We start from the raw sequence: 23117 nt of genomic DNA, 5'->3' as shown, positions 1-23117 counted from the left end.
GGTGCGGTCACGCTCCGCGGCGGCGGCCGCCCGCGCACGCCCCTTGGCTCGCCCGTTCGCCGGAGCAACACCAAATGGTCGATACCAATTTTGCCACAGCTGGTCCACAATTCAACTGATTCGAGGCACGACCGACGATCGCGCAGCGGCATTGCCAGGCGTCCACGAAGCGATGAAGGAGTTGTTTCCCGCCTTAAGCACACCCTAGTTCCTCCTTTAGTCGTAGACGCCTACCGGAACTCGGTCGTTGCGCAACGTAGACCCCACTGATTAGCGTAAGTTCGGAATTCGGCGGACACGAGGAGTAACGATGACCGGCCCGAAAACCGAGGCTCGCCCGGCCACCCACCCGGCCGTCCGCGGCACGCAGCAAGGAGCGAACGCTTTGTCTGCCGAACTCTCCGAACTGCTCCGAACCGGTCCGTTCGAGGCCGCCCTGCGCACCGCGATCCGGGCCAGCCGGCTGAGCCTGGAACGCATCCAGCACCGGCTGCGCGCCCGCGGCACCCCGGTCAGCATCACCGCGCTGAGTTACTGGCAGTCCGGCCGCCGGCGCCCCGAGCGTCCCGACTCGCTGCTCGCCCTGCAGCAGCTGGAGCAGGTGCTCGGCGTGCCGGAGAGCTCGCTGTCGGCCCTGCTCGGCCCGCCGCGCCCGCGCGGCCGCACCCGGCAGGCCCCCGCCGAGGCGCCGCCGCTGAGCGCGCTCTGGTCGGAGAACGAGTCCGCGGCCGAGCTCCTCACCAAGATCGACACCAGCCACGACAGCAAGCTCGCCCGGCTGAGCCACCACGACGTCGTGCACGTCGACCAGCGCGGCGAGCTGCGCAAGATCCGCACCCGCAAGCTGGTCCGGGCGGAGACCAACGGCGTCGACCGCTGGGTGATCATGTTCGACGGCGCCTCCTCCGGCGAAACGCCCCCGATCATCCGGCCGATCCGGTCCTGCCGGTTAGGTCAGGTCCTCACCGACCACGCCCGCGATCTGGTGGTGGCGGAGCTGCTGTTCGACCGGGCCTTGGCGCGCGGCGAGACGCTGCTGCTGGAGTACGAGATCATCGACCCGCCGACCGGCCCGAACGAGGCCGAGCACAGCTTCTGCCGGCTGTTCCGGCTGCCCGTGCGCCAGTACGTGGTGGAGCTGCAGTTCGATCCGGCGCACCCGCCGACCCGGTGCGAGAGCTACGTCGGCGACTCCACCACGCAGGAGGTGGAGCCCCCGAAGCCGTTGACCGTCGACCGGTTCGGCCGCACGCACGCGGTGGCGCTGGACTTCGGCATGGGCGTCTTCGGCGTTCGATGGCAGCCCGAGGAGCAGCTGGGCTCCAGCACCTCTTCGCGCACCACGACACGTTGACCCGATCCGGGGAAGCGCCGATCGCAGTCCAGCACGGTAGGTAACCATGAATCGGTGGCGCGCCGAGGCGCGAGCGAATTATCAACATCATCGGCGCTTTTACAACCCCGAAACGAACGGCGAAGTTTCCGGACTAGTCAGAAATCGTTTTCCTTAACATTGTCCTATCCCAATCGAAAATGATGTGCATTTCCCAGAACCACTCCCGATCGTCGCCGACCGGGCTCACAACAGGCTGAGCTGACGCACTCCCTCCTCCTCGGCGGCGGACCGGGCGGCACCGGCCCCGACGTCGCGGAACGCCGGCTGCCGCGACGAGCCGATGCCGTGGCGGCGCTTCGCATCGGCCACCAGGGCGAGGACCTCGCGCTGGTAGGACTGCGGCAGGTACGAACCCTCCCGGTAGAGCCGGGCGTAGCTCGGCACCAGCTTCGGGTGCTCACGCTGCAGCCAGGCCCGGAACCACTCGCGCGCCCCCGGCCGCAGGTGCAGCAGCAACGGCGTCACATTCGCAGCACCCGCCTCGGCCAGGGCCCGCACCGTCGCGTCGATCTGCTCCGGCGCGTCGCTGAGCCCCGGCAGGATCGGCGCCATCAGCACCGAGCAGCCAATCCCCGTGTCGGCGAACCGGCGCACCACATCCAGCCGCCGCTGCGGCGACGGGGCGCCCGGCTCGACGGCCCGCCAGAGCCGTTCGTCGACCGAGCCCACCGAGACCGCCACCGACACCGGCGCCACCTCGGCGGCCTGCACGATCAGGTCGACGTCCCGCAGGATCAGCGTCCCCTTGGTGAGGATCGAGAACGGGTTGGCCCGATCGCGCAGCTCGGCGATGATCTCCCGCATCAGCCGGTAGCGCCCCTCGGCGCGCTGGTACGGGTCGGTGTTGGTGCCCATCGCGATCGGCTCGCCCGCCCAGCGAGAGCCGGCCAACTCCTTGCGCAGCAAGGTTCCGGCGTTGACCTTGACGACGATCTTGCTGTCGAAGTCGTGCCCCGCGTCCAGGTCCAAGTACGTGTGAGTGCGCCTCGCGAAGCAGTACCGGCACGCGTGGCCGCAGCCCCGGTACGGGTTGACGGTCCACCGGAACGGCACCTGGGACTCCCCCGGCACCCGGTTGATGATCGATTTCGCGTGGATCTCGATCGCGTACGCCTCGGCCGTGCCCGCCTCGATCGGCACCGGCTCCGGCAACCGCAGCCCCGCGCGCCCGCCGGACCGCGGCGGCGGCTCCGGCAGCTCGAGCGGGAGCTCCGGCGCACCCCCGACCGGTGGCTTGACCCGTTGCTGTTCCCATCGCATGTTTCAATTCGAACATAGTTTCGACACCATGTCGAGCGCCGTTTCCGCATGTCCGCCAATCGAGTGGCGGGGGTGCTCAAGGCCCGGCCAAACGCCCCGCTTCGGGCCGCGACGAGCGGTCCGCATAATTGCCCGGTGACCGACCGCCGCCCCACCGGAGAGCCTCCCGAGCCCGGAGGCGGCCATCGTGCTCGCCACCGCCGCGCCGCCGACCAGGCCCAACCGCCCGTCCAACCGGCTGCGGACCCGCCGCAGGGCGGTCGCCGCACGAACCCCGACCCTCGGCGGGACGACGGCCCCGCCACCGGGCACGGTCACGGCCATGGGCACGGCCACGGCCCCGCCGAACCGGCGTCCAGGCAGGTCAAGCGGGTGCTCGCGATCGCCTTGGCGCCCTTCGCGCTGGCCGCCGTCGTCGGCTTCCTGCTGCTCTACCCGTTCGACCACCAGCAGCGCACCGGCGCCGACCTCGGCTTCGGCCAGTACCCGGTCAACGCCGTCATCGTCTCGGCCGCCGCAGGCTCGTGCACCCAAGGCTCGCCCGACGAGAGCGGCTGCGTGGTGCTCGGAGTCCAGATGCAGGACGGGCCGCGCCCCGACCGGACGATCGAGCAGACGGTGCCGACGGACCCCGGCACGCCGCGATTCGCCGTCGGCGACCACGTGGTGCTCAGCTACGCCGGGGCCAACCCCGACGACCCGACGTCGTACCAGGTCGTCGACTTCCAGCGCGGCATGCCGCTGCTGGTCCTGGCCCTCGTGTTCGCGGCCGCGGTGATCGTGCTCGGCCGCTGGCAGGGCGTCGCAGCGCTGGTCGCGCTCGGGCTGAGCTTCGTCGTGCTGATCGGCTTCGTGCTGCCCGCCATCCTCGCCGGCGAGGACCCGCTGCTGGTGGCGGTCGTCGGGGCCGGGCTGATCATGTTCGTGGTGCTCTACCTGACGCACGGCTTTTCCGCGCGGACCTCGACCGCGGTGCTCGGCACCCTGCTGAGCCTCGCCCTGATCGGCCTGCTCAGCGTGGTCTTCTCGGCTGCCACCAGCCTGACCGGGCTGGACGAGGACACGGCGAGCCTGATGGGAGTGCTCGGCACGCCGATCGATGCGCGCGGCCTGCTGCTGGCCGGGATCGTCATCGGCGCGCTCGGCGTGCTCGACGACGTGACCGTCACCCAGACCAGCGCGGTGTGGGAGCTGCGCAAGGCCAACCCGTCGTTGTCCTGGCGGCAGCTCTACAAGGCGGGCCAGCGGATCGGCCGCGATCACGTGTCGTCGGCGGTGAACACGCTGGTCCTGGCCTATGCGGGCGCGGCGCTGCCGCTGCTGCTGGCGTACACGCTCTCCGGCCGGACCTTCGGCGAGGTGGTGAGTTCGCAGGCGGTGGCGCAGGAGGTCGTGCGCACGCTGGTCGGCAGCATCGGCCTGGTCGCCGCGGTGCCGATCACCACGGCGATCGCCGCCGCGGTGGCGATCCGGGAGCCCGCGAAGAGCTCCGGCCGCAGCGGGGGCTCGGTCGCGGACCGCGTGGGGCGAGCGGCCGCCACCAGCGCGGAAACCCCGACGGTGCGCCGACGGCCGCCGCACCTCAGGCCCGGCCGCTGATCCGCCCGCCCTCGGCCCCGGTGGCCCGCAATTTCAATGGAAATCGAAGGTCCAATTTCCATTGAGCGTTTTTCATCCTGGTCGGCCCGCAGCCGCGGGTCGCAAAGCTGCACGTCGATGGGGTGCCGCATGCGCCGCAGGCGCATAACCCACCTACGACACCTGCACCGCCGCGGGTTCACTGTGCCCGTGCCCCTGGGGCACTCCTGGGCGGGACGGCCCTGACGCCGTGTATTGGACATACATAAATCAGGGCACCCACAGACCAGGGAGCCTCTGAGGTTCCGCCACCCGCACCGCCACGCAAAACGAGGTTGGAAAAACCTCCTTGAAATTGCGGACTTGAGCAGTCGGTGAGGCGCGCTCCTACCCCAGTGCGGCGACGAACCTCGCGACCGCGTCGGGATGCAGCCGCTGCGCCATCCGGCCCACCGGCGCGACCGATGCCAGCCGGTACAGCGGGCGGTCCGGGGCCGCGTCGCCGCGCGCCTCGGCCCGCAGCTGGGCCACGATCAGCTGTGACAGCACCAGCGCCCGGGTGTCGGCCGAGCCGGCCAGCGTGTCCGCCAGCCTGCGCAGCGCGTAGATCCCGAGCTCCCGGCCGCCGGTGCCCGCGTAGAGCGCCAGCGACACGCTGATCGCCTTGCCCTTGGGCGGGCCGCCGACCAGCAGGTTGACCGTCCGCGCGCCGCGCAGGTCGGTGACGAACAGGTCGAACCGATCCGCGTTCTTCACCTCGACCACGCGGGTGCCCATCGCGCGGGCCACCAGCTCGCCGCCGCGCAGCTCGATGGTCTTGCGGGACTCCGCGAAAGCCAGCAGCAGCAACGGGATTCCCACGATCGCCGCAGTGATCGCGAAGCCCGTGGGCCCCGCGAACAGGCTCACGATGCCACCCATCGCGGCGGCGACGATCAGCGCGGCGATCGCGACGTTGCGAGCCCGCGCCCGGACCGTCTTGCGGTCCAGCAGATCTAGCGGAACCGCCTCTGCTTCGGTCATCTCGGCTCCGCGACCGCGTCCCGGACCTCGGCCTCCAGCGAATCCAGCGACACCGCGCGCTGTTCGCCGCTGGCCAGCTCCTTCAGCTGCGCGGTGCCGGCTTCGAGGTCCCGCTCGCCGAGGACCAGCGCGAACCGCGCGCCCGAGCGGTCGGCGGCCTTCATCGCGCCCTTGAGGCCCTTGCCGCCGTAGGCCACGTCGACGCGGACCCCGGCCGCCCGCAGCCCGCCCGCGGCCGCCACCAGGCGGCGCTTGGCCGTCTCGCCCATCGGCACGCAGTACACGTCGCAGCGCGCCTGGTCGCCGACCTGCAGCCCCTCGGCCTGGCAGGCCAGCAGGGTCCGGTCGACGCCGAGCCCGAAGCCGACGCCGGAGTACTCCTGGCCGCCGAGTTCGGCCATCAGGCCGTCGTAGCGGCCGCCGCCGCCGATGCCGGACTGCGCGCCGAGTCCGTCGTGGACGAACTCGAAGGTGGTCTTGGTGTAGTAGTCGAGGCCGCGCACCAGGCGGGGGTTCTCCACGAACGCCACGCCGAGGTCGAGCAGGTGCGCCTTGACCTGCTCGTAGTGCTCCTTCGACTCCGCCGAGAGGTGGTCGACCATCAGCGGCGCGTCGGCGACGAGTTCCCGCACCTCCGGCCGCTTGTCGTCGAGCACCCGCAGCGGGTTGAGCTCGGCACGGCGCCGGGTCTCCTCGTCCAGCGGCAGCCCGCGCAGGAACTCCTGCAGCTTCGCCCGGTAGGCGGGGCGGCAGGTGTTGTCGCCGAGCGAGGTGATCTCGATGCGGTGCCCGCTGAGCCCCAGCCGCCGGTAGCCCTCGTCGGCGATCGCGATGACCTCGGCGTCCAGCGCCGGGTCGTCGACCCCGATCGCCTCCACGCCGACCTGCTGCAGCTGCCGGTACCGCCCGGCCTGCGGCCGCTCGTAGCGGAAGAACGCGCCGCTGTAGTAGAGCTTCACCGGCAGCTGGCCGCGGTCCAGGCCGTTCTCGATGACCGAGCGCATCACGCCCGCCGTGCCCTCCGGGCGCAGCGTCACGGACCGGCCGCCGCGGTCGGCGAAGGTGTACATCTCCTTGCTTACGACGTCGGTGGACTCCCCGACGCCGCGGGCGAACAGCGTGGTGTCCTCGAACACCGGCAGCTCGATGTAGCCGTAGCCGGCGCGGCGCGCGGCGTCGGACAGGGTGTCGCGGACCGCCAGGAAGCCCGCCGACTCCGGCGGGTAGTACTCGGGGATGCCCTTGGGTGCGGTGAACGTGCTCATGAGTGGTGGTTCAGTCCTCGTCAGGAAATGGCGTCGGAAGCCGGCAGGCCCTGCAGGAACGGGTTGCCCGCGCGCTCGCGCCCGATGGTGGTGGTCGGTCCGTGGCCCGGCAGCACGACGATCTCGTCGTCCAGCGGCAGCACCTTGGTGCTCAGCGACTCGAGCATCCGGCCGTGGTCGCCGCCGGGCAGATCGGTGCGCCCGATGGCGCCGGCGAAGAGGGTGTCGCCGGACAGCAGCAGCCGCCCACCCTCGTCGGTCCCGACGCCGAACAGCACCGATCCGCCGGTATGGCCCGGGGTGTGCGTGACGTCGAAGCGCAGTTCGGCGAGCTCCAGCACGTCGCCGTCGGCGAGGTCGCGGACGTCGGCGGGCGCGTCCATCACCGGGCCGTCGCCGAAGAGCTGCCGCCCTGCCGGGCCGAGCGCGGCGCCCGGGTCGGCGAGCATGAAGCGGTCGGCCGGGTGGACGTAGGCGGGCACGTCATGCGCGGCGCAGACCTCACCGGCGGAGAAGACGTGGTCGAAGTGCCCGTGGGTGAGCAGCACGGCGGCGGGCGCGAGGCGGTGCTTGCGCAGCTGTTCGTCCAGCGGCGCCACTGCGTCCTGGCCGGGATCCACGACGACGCAGGGCTCGCCTTCCCCGCGCGCGAGCACGTAGCAGTTCGCCTGCAGCGGTCCTACCGGGAACCCGAGGACAAGCACGAAGCGCGACCTTTCGTTGCGGCGACACCCGATGGGGCGGGTCGGTCCCCCAAGGTTATCGTCCCGCCCACGTGCGCCTTCGCGCGCGGCAGGCACGATGCGCAGGCTCTCAGGAACGGTCCGCGACCGACCCCATAAACTCCCCGGAACAACATCAGGTTCACCGAATCCGGGGAGGGAGCAGGTGCCCAGCAACGAGCAACGTCGCCAGGCGGCCAAGCGGAAGCTCGAACGCCAACTGCAGCGCCGGGCGGAGCAGGCCAAGCGACGCCGGATGATCACCATCGGCGCGACGATCGTCGTGGTCATCGCGGTCGTGGTGGGCGTCTTCTACTTCACCCGCACCGGCGACGACACCGCCCAGCAGCAGCCGCCGCAGGCGCAGCCGGAGGTCCAGATCCCCACCGAGCTCGCGCCGCCGCCGGCCCGGCCGACGCCGCTGGCGGATCCGGTGTCCTGCCAGTACCCGCCGGACAGCAAGGGACCGAGCAAGCAGGTGCAGCCGCCGGCCAACGGCGAGGTGTCCTCCAAGGGCACCGTGCAGGCCACCATCAACACCAGCCAGGGTGCGATCCCGCTGACGCTCGACCGCGCGCTGGCGCCGTGCACCGTGAACAGCTTCGTCAGCCTGTCCAAGCAGGGCTACTACAACGGGACCGCGTGCCACCGGATCGGCACCGAGGGCCTGCAGATGCTGCAGTGCGGTGACCCGACCGGCAAGGGTTCCGGCGGCCCGGGCTACAGCTTCGACGACGAGACGTTCCCGGAGCTGCAGTACGGGCGCGGCTACCTCGCGATGGCCAACGCGGGCCCGAACACCAACGGGAGCCAGTTCTTCATGGTCTTCGGCGAGGCTCCGCTGTCGCCGGACTACACCGTGTTCGGCACGATCTCGGAGGAAGGCCTGAAGGTCATCGACGGCATTGCCCGCGCGGGCCACGACGGCGCGTTCGAGCCGTCGCCGGGCGGCGGCCACCCGAAGCAGGAGGTCAAGTTCGAGTCGGTCGACGTCCAGGCCTGACGCGAACGCCGGAAGGGGCGCGGCCAGCGTGAACTGGTCATGCGGGCCGCGCCCCTTTTCGCTGCGCAATTGGTGTCGTTCGGCCTGGCCAGCACCCGTGAGTACTTTCCGCTGCTATTACGACCAAAAGTACTCACGGGTCCTGAGCAGCGGAAACGCGGGCTATGCCGCGGAAGTCACGCGGTAGACGTCGTAGACGCCCTCGATGTTGCGGACCGCCTTGAGGACGTGGCCCAGGTGCTTCGGGTCGCCCATCTCGAAGGAGAAGCGGCTCACCGCCACCCGGTCCTTCGACGTGGTCACCGACGCCGACAGGATGTTCACCCGCTCGTCCGCCAGCACCTTGGTCACGTCGGAGAGCAGCCGGTGCCGGTCCAGCGCCTCCACCTGGATCGCGACCAGGAACACCGACGACGCCGACGGCGCCCAGTGCACCTCGACCAGCCGTTCGGGCGTGCGGCGCAGGTCGTCGGCGTTGGTGCAGTCCGTGCGGTGCACGCTGACCCACCCGCCGCGGGTCACGAAGCCGAGGATCTCGTCGCCCGGGACCGGCGTGCAGCAGCGCGCCAGCTTCGCCCACACGTCCCCGGCGTCCTTGACCACGACGCCGGAGTCGCCGCTGCTGCGGCGCTTGCCGCGCAACGTCGACGGCGTCGACCGCTCCGCGATCTCGTCGGCCGCCTGCTCCGGGCCGCCGATGAACGCCACGAGGCGCTGCACCAGGTGCTGCGCCGAGAGCTGCTTCTCCCCCACCGCCGCGTACAGGCCGGTGACGTCCACGTAGTGCAGCTCGCGGGCCACCGCGCCGAGCGTTTCCGCCGACACGAAGCGCTGCACCGGCAGGCCCAGCCGCCGGATCTCCTTGGCGATCAGCTCCTTGCCGGACTCGATCGCCTCCTCGCGGCGCTCCTTGGCGAACCACTGCTTGATCTTCGCCTTGGCCCGCGGCGAGGCCACGAACGACAGCCAGTCGCGGCTCGGGCCGGATCCCTCCGCCTTGGAGGTGAAGATCTCGACGACCTCGCCGTTCTCCAGCTTGCGCTCCAGCGCCACCAGCCGGCCGTTGACGCGGGCGCCGATGCAGCGGTGGCCCACCTCGGTGTGCACCGCGTAGGCGAAGTCCACCGGGGTCGAGCCCGACGGCAGCGTGATCACGTCGCCCTTCGGCGTGAAGACGAAGATCTCCCTGGTCGCCAGGTCGTAGCGCAGCGACTCCAGGAACTCGCCGGGGTCCGCGGCCTCCCGCTGCCAGTCGAGCAGCTGCCGCATCCACGCCATCTCGTCGACCTCGACGGCCGACTGCGCGTGGCCGTTGCGCCCCTTGGTCTCCTTGTACCGCCAGTGCGCCGCGATGCCGTACTCGGCGGTGCGGTGCATCTCGTGGGTGCGGATCTGCACCTCCAGCGGCTTGCCCTCCGGGCCGATCACCGTGGTGTGCAGCGACTGGTAGACCCCGAACCGGGGCTGCGCGATGTAGTCCTTGAAGCGGCCGGGCATCGGCTGCCACAGCGCGTGCACCACGCCCATCGCGGCGTAGCAGTCGCGGACCTCGTCGACGAGGATCCGCACGCCCACCAGGTCGTGGATGTCGTCGAAGTCGCGGCCCCGCACGATCATCTTCTGGTGGATGGAGTAGTAGTGCTTGGGGCGGCCCTGCACCTTCGCGGCCAGCCGGGCGGTGTCGAGCTGGTGCGACAGCTCGTCGATGACGGTGCGCAGGTAGGTGTCGCGGGACGGCGCGCGGTTGGCCACCAGGCGCACGATCTCGTCGTACTTCTTGGGCTGCAGGATGGCGAACGCCAGGTCCTCCAGCTCCCACTTGATGGTGGCCATGCCCAGCCGGTGCGCCAGCGGCGCCAGGACCTCGAGGGTCTCCCGCGCCTTGCGCGCCTGCTTCTCCGGCGGCAGGAAGCGCATGGTGCGCATGTTGTGCAGCCGGTCGGCGAGCTTGATCACCAGCACCCGCGGATCGCGGGCCATCGCGATGATCATCTTGCGGATGGTCTCGGCCTCGGCGGCGGCGCCCAGCTTTACCTTGTCCAGCTTGGTGACCCCGTCGACCAGGTGCGCCACCTCGTCGCCGAACTCGCCGCCGAGCTTCTCCAGCGAGTAGTCGGTGTCCTCGACGGTGTCGTGCAACAGGCCGGCGACCAGGGTGGTGGTGTCCATGCCGAGCTCGGCGAGGATCGTCGCGACCGCCAGCGGATGCGTGATGTACGGGTCGCCGGACTTTCGCCGCTGACTGCGGTGCTTCTCCTCGGCGACGTCGTAGGCGCGCTGCAGCAGCGCGAGGTCGGCCTGCGGGTGCAGCTCCCGGTGCACCGTCGCCAGCGGCTCCAGCACCTGTTTTACCGCGGCGGCCCGCTGCGCCGTGATCCTCCTGGCCAGCCGGGCTCGGACGCGACGCGTCGCAGAAGCCGCCCGCGGCTCGGCAGCCGGGTCGGCTGCCGATGCAGGAGATTCGACGTGTTGGCTCACCGCACGCTCCCGGGCTCGTGTTGCTCTCGTCCCAGGTCCGGGGGACCCGGACACTGAGAATAACGCCATCCGAGCGACGGACCTTCCCAGGTGTGGGTGTGATACGCCCAGCGGTCACTCGGCGCAGGTGAAAGACGACCGAACTTCAGCCGCACCGATCAGCGACGAAAGCGCCGCCCGCGTCCCGGTGACCGGGTCGCGGGCGGCGCTCACCTCGTCTGATCAGGCCTGCAGCAAGGCCCGGACGGATTCGCCCATGATCTTGTCGCGGCCTTCGAGGGCTGTGAGTTCGAGCACGACAGCCGCCGCCGCGACCTCCGCACCGGCCTGGCGGACCAGGCGGCAAGCCGCGCCCAGGGTTCCGCCGGTGGCCAGGACGTCGTCCACGATCAGCACCCGCTGACCGGCACGAAGCGTGTCCGCCGGGAGTTCGAGCGTGGCCTGGCCGTACTCCAGCGTGTAGTCGACCCGGTCCGCCACCACCGGCAGCTTGCCGGGCTTGCGGAGCCCGATCACGCCCGTGCCGAACTCCTGCGCGACCGCCGCGCCGACCAGGAAGCCGCGCGCCTCCACACCGGCCACCACGTCGAACTCGATGTCCCGGCCCAGCGCCGACACCACGGCGTTGAGCCCGGAGCCGTCGGCGAGCAGCGGGCTGATGTCGCGGAACAGGACCCCCGGCTCGGGGAAGTCCGGCACCTCGCGGATCAGCCCGACCGCCTGCCGGAGCGCATGATCGGTCGCATCGGTCACCTGCACGGAAATGGCCGTCTCCTCCATCGCGGTCAACGCCGCCGCTTCCCGGACGGGCGGCCGGCCTTGGTGCCGGGACGCCCACCGCGCGGGCCCGTGCCCGCCGCGACCGCGTGCCTCGGCTCGGCCGGGACGTCCTCGCCCGCTGCCTTGGCGGCGGCGCGCTCACGGCGCTGCCGCACCTTCGCCGCGTGCTCGCGGTACTTCGGATCGCGCATCTTGAAGTCCACCAGCAGCGGCGTGGCCAGGAAGATCGACGACACCACGCCGGCGATCATGCCGACCATCTGCACCAGCGCCAGGTCCTGCAGCACGCCGACGCCGAGCAGGCCGGCGCCCACCACGAGCAGACCGATCACCGGCAGCAGCGCGATCACCGAGGTGTTGATCGAGCGCATCAGGGTCTGGTTGACCGCCAGGTTCGCCGCCTCGCCGTAGGTGCGGCGGGTCAGCCCGAGCAGGCCGCGGGTGTTCTCCTTGACCTTGTCGAAGACCACCACCGTGTCGTACAGCGAGAACCCGAGGATGGTCAGCAGGCCGATGACCGTGCTCGGCGTGACCTCGAAGCCGATCAGCGAGTAGATGCCCGCGGTGACCACGACGTCGTGCAGCAGCGCGACCAGCGCCGCCACCGCCATCCACTTCTCGAAGTAGAACGCCAGGAAGATCGTGACCAGCACCAGGAACACGCCCAGTGCGATCAGCGCCTGCTGCGTGATCTCACCGCCCCAGGTGCCGCTGACCGCGCTGTCGCTGATGACCTGCTCGCTCGGCTTGCCCTGCACGTCCAGCGGCTGCACCTCGTTGAACAGCGACTGCTTGACGGCTGCCACCTGCTGCGGCGTCAGCGCCGAGGAGCGGATCTGGATGCTCTGGTTGGCCCCGGCGCCGACGATCTGCACCGTCTCGGCCGGGTGGCCCAGCGCGTCCTGGAACGCGTTCTGCACCTGGTCGGTCTGGATCGGCCCCTGGGCGCCGACGGCGGGCAGCTGGAGCTTGGTGCCGCCCTCGAAGTCGATGCCGAGGTTGAAGCCCTTGAACCCGATGGCGCCGAGGCACACGAGCACGAGCAGGCCCAGCGAGATGTACCACCGGGCGCGCTTGCCGATGATGTCGAAGGCCCCGGTGCCGGTGTAGAGGCGGTGGAAGACGCTTTCGCGCCGTGCGCCTTCGGTTCCTGGAGTCGTCACCTTCACGCCTCCTTGGCGGTGGTCGCGGCCTTGCGGGCGGCCCGGGTCTGGTCACCGAGCCGTTGCACCGCCCCCAGGCCGGAGACCGAGGGCTTGGACAGGAACTTGTTCTTCGAGGCCATCGCCACCAGCGGGTGCGTGACGAGGAAGACCACGACCAGGTCCAGCACCGTCGACATGCCCAGCGTGAAGGCGAAGCCCTTCACCTGGCCGACGGCGAGCACGTACAGCACGGCGGCGGCCAGGAAGCTGACCGCGTCGGCGGACAGGATCGTGCGCCGGGCCCGCGTCCAGGCGCGCGGCACGGCCGAGCGGAACGTCCGGCCCTCGCGGATCTCGTCCTTGAGCCTTTCGAAGAACACGATGAAGGAGTCGGCGGTGATGCCGATCGCGACGATGAAACCGGCGATGCCGGCCAGGTCGAGGGTGAAGCCGACCCAGCGGCCGAGCAGCACCAGCACGCCGTAGACCACGCCGCCGGAGAGCACCAGCGACAGGACGGTCAGGATGCCCAGCAGCCGGTAGTAGAGCAGGCAGTACACCGCGACCAGGATCAGGCCGATGCCACCGGCGATCAGGCCGGCCTCCAGCGAGGCCACGCCGAGGGTCGCGGAAACCGTCTCGGCCTCGGACTGGTCGAAGGCCAGCGGCAACGACCCGTATTTGAGGATGTTGGCCAGGTCGGTGGCGCTCTCCTGGTTGAACTGCCCGTTGATGCTGGCGTTGCCGCCCAGCAGCGCCTGCTGGATCTGCGGCGCCGACACCACCTCGGTGTCCAGCACGAACGCGGCCTGCTGGCCGACGTTGGCGGAGGTGAAGTCGGCCCAGACCTTGGCGCCTTCGCTCTTGAAGTCCAGCGACACCGTCCAGCCCGGAGTCCCGGCCTGCGGGTTCGGCGGCTGGGCCTGCGAGTTCGCGATCTCCTTGCCGGGCAGGAACACCGGCTCCAGCAGGTACTTCTGCTGGCCCTCGCGGTCGCAGGTCACCAGCGGCAGCGTCGGGTCGTCGTTGCCGCGCAGCGGGTCGTCGGCGGTGCAGTTCAGCGACTGCAGCGCCTGCAGCTGGACGTTCGGGTCGGTGCTCTGCCGGAGCGCCTTCGCCTCGTCGATGGCCTTCTGCTGGTCGCCCGGGCCCTGCTGCTGCGCGACCTGCGGGGTGGTTCCCGCCGGCGGCTGCGCCGCGGGCACCGCGTTGACGACCTTGCGGAAGTTCAGCTCGGCGGTCTGCCCCAGCTGCTTGGCTTCCTCGCCGCCCTCGCCCGGCACGGTGATCACCAGGTTGTTGCCGTCCCGGGTCACCTCGGAACCGCTGATGCCCATGCCGTTGACGCGGGTCTCGATGATCTGCCGCGCCTGGTTCAGCGACTCGTTGGTGGGCGGCTGACCGTCCGGCGTGCGGGCCGTCAGCGTCACGCGGGTGCCGCCCTGCAGGTCGATCCCGAGCTTCGGCGTCGGCTTGCCATCACCGGTGAAGAACACCAGTGCGTACAGCCCCACGACGATCAGCGCGAAGATCGCCAGATAACGCCCTGGGCGAATCTGCCCGGCCGGAGGTGCCACGGTGCGTCAGTCTCCTGTCCACGGTCCGTATCGGGTGCGCGGTCGGTTCGCGTAGGCGTCGCCTGCCGAACTGCGCAAGCTGCGGCGAGCGGTTCCGCCCGCCGACGCCAACCTACAGCCGGGCTCGCCAGGTTCCCCGATCGGCGCGATCTGTTGGCGATCTTCGCCACCACCGGGCGGCGGATCGCCGAATTCCTTCGGTCCAGTCTGACAGGCCGGGCGCAGGCTCCGGCGATGCGGGTGGCGACCGTGCGTTGATCGACGACTACGCACGGACGCGGGCCCGGAAACCCGGTGCCCGCGTCACGACCTGGCTGCGGCGAACCCGCCCGCCGGGCGCCCTGCGGCGCCCGGGGGGAGGCGTTGCGCCTGCTGTCAGTTGGTCTTCTGCTTCTCGATCGGCTCGGCGATCTCGGCCTTCGACTCGGGGACCGCGGCCTCTGCCGGGGCCTCCTCGGTCTTCGCCGACTCGGTCGACTCAGCCGACTCGACCGCCTCGGCGGCCGGGGCGCTGTCGGTGGTGACCTTCTCGCGGACCGCGGCGCGCACCCAGGTTGTGGTCATGCCCGGGGCGAGCTCCAGGTCGATGGTGTCGTCGCTGGTGGCGACGACCTTGCCGAACACACCGGAGGTGGTCATCACCTTGTCGCCCGGCTCGATCGAGTTCTGCAGCTTCTGCTGCTCGGCCACGGCGCGCTTCTGCTTGCGGGCCTGCAGGAACAGCGGCACCGCCAGCAGGACGATCAGCAGCGGAAGAATCAGGGATTGGAGGTCCATCGTGCTCCGTTCAGCGGACGCTTCGGGGCCCAGCCCTCGCAGTACTGCGCCCGAATTGTTCGGATGTTCTGCCCCAGTGTGCCAGGTCAACTCGGGTCGACGTCCTCTCCCGCTGGGAACCAGGAGAGTCTCCCCGCTCTCGCGCGGGGCGCGGTTCGTGCCTGCCGCGCGGCTCACCACCCGTCCGGCGGTGCCGCCTCGCGCGGTTCACCACCACCGAGCGGGACGTGAGGAGGATAACGTCACGCCGCAAGCACGGACCAGCGCCCCGCCTGCGAGCCGATGGCTGGGCGACGCACACAGTATCGGCGATTTGTCACTATTGGATCACTCGGCGAAGAAGTCGGTCTGTGCTTCGCCGGGCGCGTGCTGCGGCGGCGTGAGGCCCACGTGCTGCCACGCGGCGACCGTCGCGACCCGGCCGCGCGGGGTGCGGGCGATCATGCCCGCGCGCACCAGGTAGGGCTCGCAGACCTCCTCGACCGTGCTCGGCTCCTCGCCGACCGCGACCGCCAGCGTCGAAACCCCCACCGGGCCGCCGTGGAACGACTTGACCAGCGCGGCGAGCACCGCCCGGTCCAGCCGGTCCAGGCCCATCTCGTCGACGTCGTAGACGGCCAGCGCGGCGCGCGCGACCTCGCGGTCGACCACGCCGTCGGCGCGCACCTCCGCGAAGTCCCGGACCCGCCGCAGCAGCCGGTTGGCGATCCGCGGCGTGCCCCGGGACCGGCGGGCGATCTCGGTCGCCCCGTCGTCGCGCAGGTCCACGCCCAGGATCCCGGCCGAGCGGCGCACCACCAGCTCCAGCTCCGTCGCGGAGTAGAACTCCATGTGCGCGGTGAAGCCGAACCGGTCGCGCAGCGGCCCGGTCAGCGCGCCGGACCGGGTGGTGGCCCCGACCAGCGTGAACGGGGCCAGCTCCAGCGGGATGCTGGTCGCCCCCGGGCCCTTGCCGACCACGATGTCCACCCGGTAGTCCTCCATCGCCAGGTAGAGCATCTCCTCGGCGGGCCGGGCGATCCGGTGGATCTCGTCGATGAACAGCACGTCGCCCTCGGCGAGGTTGGACAGCATCGCCGCGAGGTCGCCGGGGCGTTCCAGCGCCGGGCCGGAGGTGACCCGGATCGAGGCGCCCAGCTCCGTCGCCATGATCATCGACAGGCTGGTCTTGCCCAGCCCGGGCGGGCCGGAGAACAGCACGTGGTCGGGCTGTTCGCCGCGCTTGAGCGCGCCGTGCAGGACCAGCTCCAGCTGCTCGCGCACGCGGGCCTGGCCCACGAACTCGCTCAGCTTGCGCGGGCGCAGCGTCGTCTCGACGTCCTGATCGCCCAGGTCCTGCTGCGGGGTCAGGGCGACGCCGTCAGCGGACGGCGGCCATTCGTCGTTGTCCTCGTGCATCAGGCCGGCCTCACTTCGGGCCCAGCGTGGCCAGCGCCTTGCGCAGCACCGCCGAGGTGTCCAGGTTGCCGTTGCCGGCGGCCAGCACCGCCTCGACGCTCTGCTCGGCCTGCTTGGCCGAGAAGCCCAGCCCCACCAGCGCCTCGGAGACCTCGGAACGCACCCGGCCGCGATCCGGCGAGGCAGCCGGTCCGGCCGCGGTCCCGGCCACCACGCCGACCTTGTCGCGCAGCTCCAGGATCAGCCGCTCGGCGCTCTTCTTGCCGATGCCGGGCACCTGGGTGAGCACAGTCAGGTTGCCGTCGGCCAGCGCGTGGCAGAGCTGGTCGGGCGCGAGCACCGCGAGCGTGGCCAGCGCGAGCCGCGGGCCGACCCCGGAGGCCGTCTGCAGCAGCACGAAGAGGTCGCGGGCCTCGGCGTCGGCGAAGCCGTAGAGCGTCAGCGAGTCCTCGCGCACGATCAGCGACGTCCACAGCCGCGCTTCCTCGCCGCGGCGCAGGGCGGCCAGCGTCACCGGAGTGGCGTGCACCGCCATGCCCACGCCGCCGACTTCGATCACGGCGTGGTCCAGCCCGATGGACAGCACCGGACCCCGGACCGTGGAGATCATCGGGAAATCCCTCCAAACCTGTTCATGGGCTAGTTCTGCGCAGGTGGTCGCTCAGCGGAACCTCGGAACCCGCCGGTGGTCACCTTGCGCACGTGGGCTGAGCGGCTTCGCCGCTTCGAAGACGAACATCACGATCTTCGGTTGGCTTGCGCGGCGGCCTTCAGCCTGGCGCGGTGGTTCCGGGCGAGCTCGGCCGCCCTGGCCTCCGCCTCGGCGAGCCGGGCCGCCATCGGGGCGCGCCAGATGTGGCAGACCGCGAGCGCCAGCGCGTCGGCGGCGTCGGCCGGCTTGGGCGCTTCGGCCAGCCCGAGGATCTTGGTGATCATCATGGTGACCTGGCGCTTGTCGGCGCGGCCGGAACCGCTGATGGCGGCCTTGACCTCGCTGGGTGTGTGGAAGGCGACCGGCAGCTTGCGGCGGGCGGCCGCCAGCGCCACGATGCCCGAGACCTGCGCGGTGCCCATCACGGTGCGCACGTTGTGCTGGCTGAAGACCCGCTCGATCGCCACCACCTCGGGCCGGTGCGCGTCGATCCACTGCTCCACCACTTCGGACACCGCCAGCAGCCGGCTGGACAGCTCGTCCTCCGGCGGGGTGCGCGCCACGCCGACCGCGACGCAGGCGACCTCGCGGCCGCGGCCGCCGTCGACCACGCCGAGGCCGCAGCGGGTCAGCCCGGGGTCGACTCCCAGCACGCGCACGACGCCACCTGCTCCCGCCTGATGAACACTCGTTCGAACCCTATCGAACCGCCGGAGCCCGCGACCACACCGACACGCACGCGCCTCACCCGACCGGGTCAGATCGCGCGGTTCCTCGCCGGTCAGGGACCGTCGGTCCCGGGCGTCCAGGATTCCGGGAGGCCGCTGTCGGTCAGGACCGGCTGGTACTCGCGGAAACCGCCCGGCGCGTCGGGCTGCCACGGGAACTTGCCGTCGTCCGGGCTGGAGGCGATCAGCTGCACCGCCGGGAAGTCCGGCCCGTTGTAGACCAGGAACGCGCTGCCCAGGTACTCCGGGTAGTGCTGCAGCGCGACCTTCTCGAAGGTGACCGGGCAGCCCTGCAGGAAGCCGTCGTAGAGCTGCCCCGGCTGGAACCGCTCGCCGCCACCGACCCGCTGCACGTAGGTGTTGACCACCGCGTGCGCGACCTCCTTGGGCAGACCGATCACGACGACCTCGGGCTTGCCGAAGCGCCGCCACGCGCCGACCGAGAACGCGTACGCCGCGCCGCTGTCGTCGCCCGCCACGTGCATCACCGCGGCCCCGTGCTTGTCCGCGGTGTTCACCATCCACTTGCGCAGAGCCTCATCCGTGTCGACCACGGCGCCATTCTGCCTGCGGAGCAGATCCGCTCCCGCCGGCACCCGGGCGTCGGCCACTGTGGACACCGGCGGGAGCGGGCCGAGCACGCCACGTGTCCGCCATGACCTCGGCGACACGCGGAACCCGGCGAGGCTCCACTTCGCGACTCCCCGTCGGCGGGGTAGTGGTGCAGTTGGGCGTGGTAGGGCGGGCTTTTTCTTTGAAGCGGCGCAGCCGCTTGGCCCACCCTCGCAACCGGCACCGCCGCGGGTTCTCAGACGTCGTCTGGCGAGGACAGCCCCGAAGCCGCGTATTGGACATACACAAATCGGGGATCCCACAGCCAGACGGCGTCTGAGGTTCCGCTACCCGCACCGCCACGCAAAACGAGCCTGGAAACAGGCTCTACGCGTTGACCTCTTCGAGCACCGCGTCCGACACGTCGAAGTTGGCGAAGACGTTCTGCACGTCGTCGCAGTCCTCGAGGGCGTCGATCAGCTTGAAGATCTTGCGGGCCGCGTCGGCGTCGAGCTCGACGTTAACCGAGGCCAGGAAGTTCGACTCCGCCGAGTCGTACTCGATGCCCGCCGCCTGCAGCGCCTTGCGCACCTCGACCAGGTCTGCCGGGTCGGCCAGGATCTCGTAGCTCTCGCCGAGGTCGTTGATCTCCTCGGCACCTGCCTCCAGCACCGCGGAGAGCACGTCGTCCTCGCTGAGCCCGTTCTTCGGCAGCAGCACGACGCCCTTGCGGGTGAACATGTAGGACACCGAGCCCGCGTCGGCCATCGAGCCACCGTTGCGGGTCATCGCGGTGCGCACCTCGCCCGCGGCGCGGTTGCGGTTGTCGGTCAGGCACTCCACCAGCACTGCGACGCCGTTGGGGCCGTAGCCCTCGTACATGATCGTCTGCCAGTCGGCGCCGCCGGCCTCTTCACCCGCGCCGCGCTTGCGGGCGCGCTCGATGTTGTCCATCGGGACCGAGTTCTTGCGCGCCTTCTGGATGGCGTCGTACAGGGTCGGGTTGCCCTCGGGATCGCCCCCACCGGTACGAGCGGCAACCTCGATGTTCTTGATCAGCTTCGCGAAGAGCTTGCCGCGCTTGGCGTCGAGGGCGGCCTTCTTGTGCTTGGTGGTGGCCCACTTGGAGTGGCCGCTCATCTCTCCTCCGTCTTTCTACGCCTGCGCCGTGGAACCAAGCCGCGCGCGGACGATCTGTACGAAATAGCGGTGCACGCGCTCGTCCCCGCCGACCAGCTCCGGGTGGAAAGCGGTGGCGAGCACCGGTCCCTGCTGAACCGCGACGATCCTACCGGCGGCCGCATCCCGCCCGGTGGTGTCCGGGTCATCGGGCCCCGAGTCAGGTCCCGAGTCAGACACCTCGGCCAGCACCTCGACGTCCGCACCGACCTTCTCGACCCATGGTGCGCGGATGAACACCGCGTGCACCGGGCCGTCCGGAATGCCGGCGAATTCCAGGTCCGTTTCGAAGGAATCGACCTGCCTGCCGAAGGCGTTGCGCCGCACGACGACGTCCAGCGCGCCCAGCGGGCGGACCGCCGGCAGTTCCCGGTCCCCTCGAATGTCACTGTCGAGCACCTCGCGGGACAACATGATCATCCCGGCGCACGAGCCGTACGCGGGCAGACCCGCCGCGAGGCGTTCGCGCAGCGGCTCGTAGAGCTCGAAGGTGTCGAGCAGGCGGGTCATGGTGGTCGACTCGCCGCCCGGCAGCACGATGCCCTGCACCGCCGCCAGCTCCTCCGCTCGGCGAACCGGCCGGGCATCGGCCCCGCTGCGCTCCAGCGCGGCCAGGTGCTCGGCGACGCCGCCTTGCAGAGCGAGGACTCCGATCACGGGTTTCGTCACGGTTCCGATTCTCCTGCACTTCCGTCCACAACCGAAGGCCGGGATGCGCGGCCCGCAGGCCCCCGGCAGTCCGACTGCTGCAATTCCGATGGAAATCGAAGGCCCGATTTCCGGCGACCTACCCCGCCAGGCCGGTGAGGCGCAGCAGGGCCGTGGTGGCCGCCGCGGCTGCCACCACCAACACGAACGGCGCCCGCCGCCAGGCCAGCACCCCGCCGACCGCGACGCCCGCGAAGCGGGCCCAGCCGGCGAAGCTGCCGGACTCGAACGCGGTGCTGGTGGCGACGAAGGCGCCGAGCAGCACGATCGCGGCGATCGACAGCAGCTGCTCCAACCGCTCGGAGATCTGGATCCGGCCGCGCAGCAGCGGGCCGGCCAGCCGCATGGCGTAGGTGCCGGCGGCCAGCGCGAAGATCACGCCGAGAGTCATCGGGCCTCCTCCCCCGCCAGTCGCTTCGGCAGCGGCAGCGCGGCGGCGAGCCCGACCAGCGCGGCCATCACCGGCAGACCCTCGGGCAGCACCGGGGTGGTCAGCAAGGCCACGAACGCGCCCACCGCGACCGCCCGCAGGGTCCGGAACTCCCGCAGCGACGGCATGATCAGGGCAAGCAGGGCCGCGGGCATCGCCGCATCCAGGCCGAAGGCCCCCGGATCGCCGACGCTCTGGCCGAGCAGGCCGCCGAGGAACACCGAGGGGGCCCAGGCGCAGTACAGCGCGATGCCGGTCAGCCAGTACGCGCGCTTCTTCTGCGCCGTGGTGCCCTGCGCCAGCGCGAACGCCACGGATTCGTCCACCATCAGGTGACTGCCGATCAGCCGGCTCGGCCAGCCGCGGTCCAGCAGGCCGCCGACCGCCATGCCGAACGGGAGGTGGCGGGCGTTGAGCATCAGGCCGCCGAGCACCGCGGTGACCGGGGCGGCGCCCGCGGTGACCAGGCCGACCACCATGAACTCCGAGCCGCCGGCGAACACGACGGCGCCCATCAGCGTGATCATCCACAGCGGCACGCCCTTGCTCACCGCGATGGCGCCGAGCGACGCGCCGACGATGGCCATCGCCAGGGCCATCGACAGCACGTCGCGCACCAGCGCGTCCCGCCAGAATCCCGCTCGCGTTCGCTCTAACGTACTCACGTTCGTTATCCTGAACACCAAGGGCGTTGTTCGTCAAACCGAATTCAAGGACCGACAGAGCGAACAGGCATGAGTGAGACCGAGAACACGGCGGCCGCGCCGCCGCTGGAGACCATCGCCGCCTCCCTGCGCCGCGAACGCGACCGCGCCGGGCTGACCCTCACCGAACTCGCCCGGCGCGCCGGGATCGCGAAATCCACCCTGTCGCAGCTCGAATCCGGCACCGGCAACCCCAGCGTGGAAACGCTCTGGGCACTGGGCGTGGCGCTGGGCGTGCCCTTCAGCCGCCTCGTCGACCCGCCGACGCCGCAGGTGCGGGTCGTCCGGGCCGGGCAGGTCCCGCTCGTGCGCTCGGAGCAGTCGACCTACGCCGCGGCGCTGCTGTCCTCCGGCCGCTCCGGGGCCCGTCGCGACCTCTACGTCCTCGAACTGGAGCCGGGCGGAGTCCGCCACGCGGACGCCCACATCCCAGGGTCGGTGGAACACGTCGTCCTCACTTCCGGACGCCTGCTGGCGGGCCCGGAGGAGAACCCGGTGGAACTCGAGGTCGGCGACTACATCTCGTTCTCCGGCGACGTGCCCCACGTGTACGAAGCCCTCGAACCGGCCACCCGAGCGGTCCTCGTCATGGAGCACGCCTGACGCGCGGCCGGGGCGTCGCCCGGAGGCACCCCGGCCGCGTCGGGGTCACCAGCCGCGCTGGGCGTAGCGCTGCTGCTCGGTGAGGTCGTCGAGGTTGATGCCGACCATCGCCTCGCCGAGGCCGCGGGAGACCTTCGCGATCACGTCCGGGTCGTCGTAGAACGTCGTCGCCTTGACGATCGCCTCGGCGCGCTTCGCCGGGTCGCCGGACTTGAAGATGCCCGAGCCGACGAAAACGCCCTCCGCGCCCAGCTGGCGCATCATCGCCGCGTCCGCCGGGGTCGCGATGCCGCCCGCGGTGAACAGCACGACCGGCAGCTTCCCGGTCCTGGCGATCTCCTGGACCAGCTGCACCGGGGCGCGCAGCTCCTTCGCCGCGACGTAGAGCTCGTCCTCGCCGAGCACCGAAAGCCGCCGGATGTCGGCGCGGATCTGCCGCATGTGGCGGGTCGCCTCCACGACGTTGCCGGTGCCGGCCTCGCCCTTGGAGCGGATCATCGCCGCGCCCTCGGAGATCCGCCGCAGCGCCTCGCCGAGGTTGGTCGCGCCGCACACGAACGGCACGGTGTAGGCCCACTTGTCGATGTGGTTGACCTCGTCGGCCGGGGTGAGCACCTCGGATTCGTCGATGTAGTCCACGCCCAGCGACTGCAGGACCTGCGCCTCGACGAAGTGGCCGATGCGCGCCTTGGCCATCACCGGGATGGAGACGGCGTCGATGATGCCCTCGATCATGTCCGGGTCGGACATCCGGGCCACGCCGCCCTGGACGCGGATGTCGGCGGGCACCCGCTCCAGCGCCATGACCGCGACCGCACCGGCGGCCTCGGCGATCTTGGCCTGCTCGGGCGTCACCACGTCCATGATCACGCCGCCCTTGAGCATTTCTGCCATGCCGCGCTTGACCCCGTCAGTGCCGGTCCGGGCGTTGTTGGCGGTGTCCTTGGCGTCGACGGTAGTCACCTTCGGCCTTCCTGTCGTCCTGCTCTGCCGCGACCAGGCTATTCCCGAACTGGACCATTTCCACGGTCCACTAACCGCGATTTCCGGTAGTCCACTTGCCCGGCGGCGACATCACTCCCACGTCAGGTGACCACCGGCCTTGCACGACCCGAACACGGGGTGTGTGATCGGAGACACAGTCGGTCGCCGGGAAGCT

Annotated in this window: 22 protein-coding genes; 4 read left to right on the top strand and 18 right to left on the bottom strand. The window is 70.8% G+C overall.

The genetic code is table 11. The features are described 5' to 3' along the window. The first annotated feature begins 310 nt into the window (after window positions 1-310). Entirely contained in the window at window positions 311-1354 is a 1044-nt protein-coding gene (locus E1288_RS10080) for a hypothetical protein (RefSeq protein WP_132483583.1), read from the top strand. A gap of 225 nt (window positions 1355-1579) precedes the next feature. On the opposite strand, the gene E1288_RS10075 is transcribed toward E1288_RS10080, so the two are convergent. After that, window positions 1580-2656, bottom strand: coding sequence for an Rv2578c family radical SAM protein (locus E1288_RS10075; protein WP_132483581.1), 1077 nt, complete (start codon window positions 2654-2656; stop codon window positions 1580-1582). A gap of 135 nt (window positions 2657-2791) precedes the next feature. Here E1288_RS10075 and E1288_RS10070 point away from each other — a divergent pair, with 135 nt between their 5' ends. After that, a complete protein-coding gene (locus E1288_RS10070) occupies window positions 2792-4255 on the top strand; it encodes a YibE/F family protein (protein ID WP_235883457.1) in 1464 nt (487 codons plus the stop codon). A gap of 366 nt (window positions 4256-4621) precedes the next feature. On the opposite strand, the gene E1288_RS10065 is transcribed toward E1288_RS10070, so the two are convergent. From E1288_RS10065 to E1288_RS10055, 3 genes are read right to left on the bottom strand one after another with little or no spacing between them, the layout of a single operon-like run. Further along, window positions 4622-5257, bottom strand: coding sequence for a hypothetical protein (locus tag E1288_RS10065; protein ID WP_132483579.1), 636 nt, complete (start codon window positions 5255-5257; stop codon window positions 4622-4624). Next, a complete protein-coding gene (gene hisS / locus E1288_RS10060; protein ID WP_132483577.1) occupies window positions 5254-6522 on the bottom strand; it encodes a histidine--tRNA ligase in 1269 nt (422 codons plus the stop codon). The genes E1288_RS10065 and hisS overlap by 4 nt, the downstream gene beginning before the upstream one ends. Before the next feature lie 20 nt (window positions 6523-6542). After that, window positions 6543-7226, bottom strand: a complete 684-nt coding sequence (locus E1288_RS10055; RefSeq protein WP_132483575.1) for an MBL fold metallo-hydrolase — start codon at window positions 7224-7226, stop codon at window positions 6543-6545. A 184-nt stretch (window positions 7227-7410) separates the two neighbouring features. On the opposite strand from E1288_RS10055, the gene E1288_RS10050 reads away from it, so the two are divergent. Beyond that, window positions 7411-8247: a peptidylprolyl isomerase gene (locus E1288_RS10050; RefSeq protein ID WP_132483573.1), complete on the top strand. Its 837-nt coding sequence runs from the start codon at window positions 7411-7413 to the stop codon at window positions 8245-8247. Between the two features lie 162 nt (window positions 8248-8409). On the opposite strand, the gene E1288_RS10045 is transcribed toward E1288_RS10050, so the two are convergent. The 13 genes from E1288_RS10045 to E1288_RS09985 form a co-directional block, all read right to left on the bottom strand. Further along, window positions 8410-10725 (bottom strand): RelA/SpoT family protein, encoded by a 2316-nt coding sequence (locus E1288_RS10045; RefSeq protein ID WP_132483571.1) that lies wholly within the window; start codon window positions 10723-10725, stop codon window positions 8410-8412. A gap of 222 nt (window positions 10726-10947) precedes the next feature. Next, window positions 10948-11505 carry an adenine phosphoribosyltransferase gene (locus E1288_RS10040; RefSeq protein ID WP_132483613.1) on the bottom strand — a complete coding sequence of 186 codons (558 nt, stop codon included), beginning with the start codon at window positions 11503-11505 and terminating at the stop codon, window positions 10948-10950. Between the two features lie 5 nt (window positions 11506-11510). Next, window positions 11511-12674, bottom strand: coding sequence for a protein translocase subunit SecF (gene secF / locus E1288_RS10035; RefSeq protein WP_132483569.1), 1164 nt, complete (start codon window positions 12672-12674; stop codon window positions 11511-11513). After that, window positions 12671-14227 carry a protein translocase subunit SecD gene (gene secD / locus E1288_RS10030; RefSeq protein ID WP_132483567.1) on the bottom strand — a complete coding sequence of 519 codons (1557 nt, stop codon included), beginning with the start codon at window positions 14225-14227 and terminating at the stop codon, window positions 12671-12673. Before secD ends, secF begins: the two co-directional genes overlap by 4 nt. A 375-nt stretch (window positions 14228-14602) precedes the next feature. Next, window positions 14603-15004, bottom strand: a complete 402-nt coding sequence (gene yajC, locus E1288_RS10025) for a preprotein translocase subunit YajC (RefSeq protein ID WP_132483565.1) — start codon at window positions 15002-15004, stop codon at window positions 14603-14605. 327 nt (window positions 15005-15331) lie between these two features. After that, entirely contained in the window at window positions 15332-16402 is a 1071-nt protein-coding gene (ruvB, locus tag E1288_RS10020; RefSeq protein ID WP_132483563.1) for a Holliday junction branch migration DNA helicase RuvB, read from the bottom strand. 10 nt (window positions 16403-16412) lie between these two features. Further along, window positions 16413-17012 (bottom strand): Holliday junction branch migration protein RuvA, encoded by a 600-nt coding sequence (ruvA, locus tag E1288_RS10015; RefSeq protein ID WP_132483561.1) that lies wholly within the window; start codon window positions 17010-17012, stop codon window positions 16413-16415. A 128-nt stretch (window positions 17013-17140) separates the two neighbouring features. Then, window positions 17141-17713, bottom strand: coding sequence for a crossover junction endodeoxyribonuclease RuvC (ruvC, locus tag E1288_RS10010; protein WP_132483559.1), 573 nt, complete (start codon window positions 17711-17713; stop codon window positions 17141-17143). A 122-nt stretch (window positions 17714-17835) separates the two neighbouring features. Then, window positions 17836-18303 (bottom strand): DUF4262 domain-containing protein, encoded by a 468-nt coding sequence (locus tag E1288_RS10005; RefSeq protein WP_235883461.1) that lies wholly within the window; start codon window positions 18301-18303, stop codon window positions 17836-17838. A 418-nt stretch (window positions 18304-18721) separates the two neighbouring features. Then, a complete protein-coding gene (locus E1288_RS10000; RefSeq protein ID WP_132483557.1) occupies window positions 18722-19474 on the bottom strand; it encodes a YebC/PmpR family DNA-binding transcriptional regulator in 753 nt (250 codons plus the stop codon). Window positions 19475-19489: 15 nt separating this feature from the next. Further along, the gene (pdxT, locus tag E1288_RS09995) at window positions 19490-20182 is read right to left on the bottom strand and encodes a pyridoxal 5'-phosphate synthase glutaminase subunit PdxT (protein ID WP_132483555.1); all 693 of its coding nucleotides are present in this window, start codon (window positions 20180-20182) and stop codon (window positions 19490-19492) included. A gap of 118 nt (window positions 20183-20300) precedes the next feature. Further along, window positions 20301-20612 carry an AzlD domain-containing protein gene (locus E1288_RS09990; RefSeq protein ID WP_132483553.1) on the bottom strand — a complete coding sequence of 104 codons (312 nt, stop codon included), beginning with the start codon at window positions 20610-20612 and terminating at the stop codon, window positions 20301-20303. Then, entirely contained in the window at window positions 20609-21316 is a 708-nt protein-coding gene (locus tag E1288_RS09985) for an AzlC family ABC transporter permease (protein ID WP_165968055.1), read from the bottom strand. Before E1288_RS09985 ends, E1288_RS09990 begins: the two co-directional genes overlap by 4 nt. A gap of 69 nt (window positions 21317-21385) precedes the next feature. On the opposite strand from E1288_RS09985, the gene E1288_RS09980 reads away from it, so the two are divergent. After that, window positions 21386-21958, top strand: a complete 573-nt coding sequence (locus E1288_RS09980; protein ID WP_132483551.1) for a helix-turn-helix domain-containing protein — start codon at window positions 21386-21388, stop codon at window positions 21956-21958. Between the two features lie 45 nt (window positions 21959-22003). Here E1288_RS09980 and pdxS read toward each other — a convergent pair whose 3' ends face one another. Further along, entirely contained in the window at window positions 22004-22921 is a 918-nt protein-coding gene (gene pdxS, locus E1288_RS09975; RefSeq protein ID WP_132483549.1) for a pyridoxal 5'-phosphate synthase lyase subunit PdxS, read from the bottom strand. Window positions 22922-23117: the final 196 nt, after the last annotated feature.

Source organism: Saccharopolyspora elongata (assembly GCF_004348985.1).
GTDB classification, from domain to species: Bacteria; Actinomycetota; Actinomycetes; order Mycobacteriales; family Pseudonocardiaceae; genus Saccharopolyspora; species Saccharopolyspora elongata.
Note: the sequence above shows the minus strand (reverse complement) of the source record. Positions and strands in the feature narration are given on the sequence as shown.

Excerpts from the sequence above, each read along its gene's own strand:
- E1288_RS10080 (WP_132483583.1), top strand. The coding sequence starts at position 311 with ATGACCGGCCCGAAAACCGAGGCTCGCCCGGCCACCCACCCGGCCGTC.
- E1288_RS10075 (WP_132483581.1), bottom strand. The coding sequence starts at position 2,656 with ATGCGATGGGAACAGCAACGGGTCAAGCCACCGGTCGGGGGTGCGCCG.
- E1288_RS10065 (WP_132483579.1), bottom strand. The coding sequence starts at position 5,257 with ATGACCGAAGCAGAGGCGGTTCCGCTAGATCTGCTGGACCGCAAGACG.
- hisS (WP_132483577.1), bottom strand. The coding sequence starts at position 6,522 with ATGAGCACGTTCACCGCACCCAAGGGCATCCCCGAGTACTACCCGCCG.
- E1288_RS10040 (WP_132483613.1), bottom strand. The coding sequence starts at position 11,505 with ATGGAGGAGACGGCCATTTCCGTGCAGGTGACCGATGCGACCGATCAT.
- yajC (WP_132483565.1), bottom strand. The coding sequence starts at position 15,004 with ATGGACCTCCAATCCCTGATTCTTCCGCTGCTGATCGTCCTGCTGGCG.
- ruvB (WP_132483563.1), bottom strand. The coding sequence starts at position 16,402 with ATGCACGAGGACAACGACGAATGGCCGCCGTCCGCTGACGGCGTCGCC.
- ruvA (WP_132483561.1), bottom strand. The coding sequence starts at position 17,012 with ATGATCTCCACGGTCCGGGGTCCGGTGCTGTCCATCGGGCTGGACCAC.
- E1288_RS10005 (WP_235883461.1), bottom strand. The coding sequence starts at position 18,303 with ATGGTGAACACCGCGGACAAGCACGGGGCCGCGGTGATGCACGTGGCG.
- E1288_RS10000 (WP_132483557.1), bottom strand. The coding sequence starts at position 19,474 with ATGAGCGGCCACTCCAAGTGGGCCACCACCAAGCACAAGAAGGCCGCC.
- E1288_RS09990 (WP_132483553.1), bottom strand. The coding sequence starts at position 20,612 with ATGACTCTCGGCGTGATCTTCGCGCTGGCCGCCGGCACCTACGCCATG.
- E1288_RS09980 (WP_132483551.1), top strand. The coding sequence starts at position 21,386 with ATGAGTGAGACCGAGAACACGGCGGCCGCGCCGCCGCTGGAGACCATC.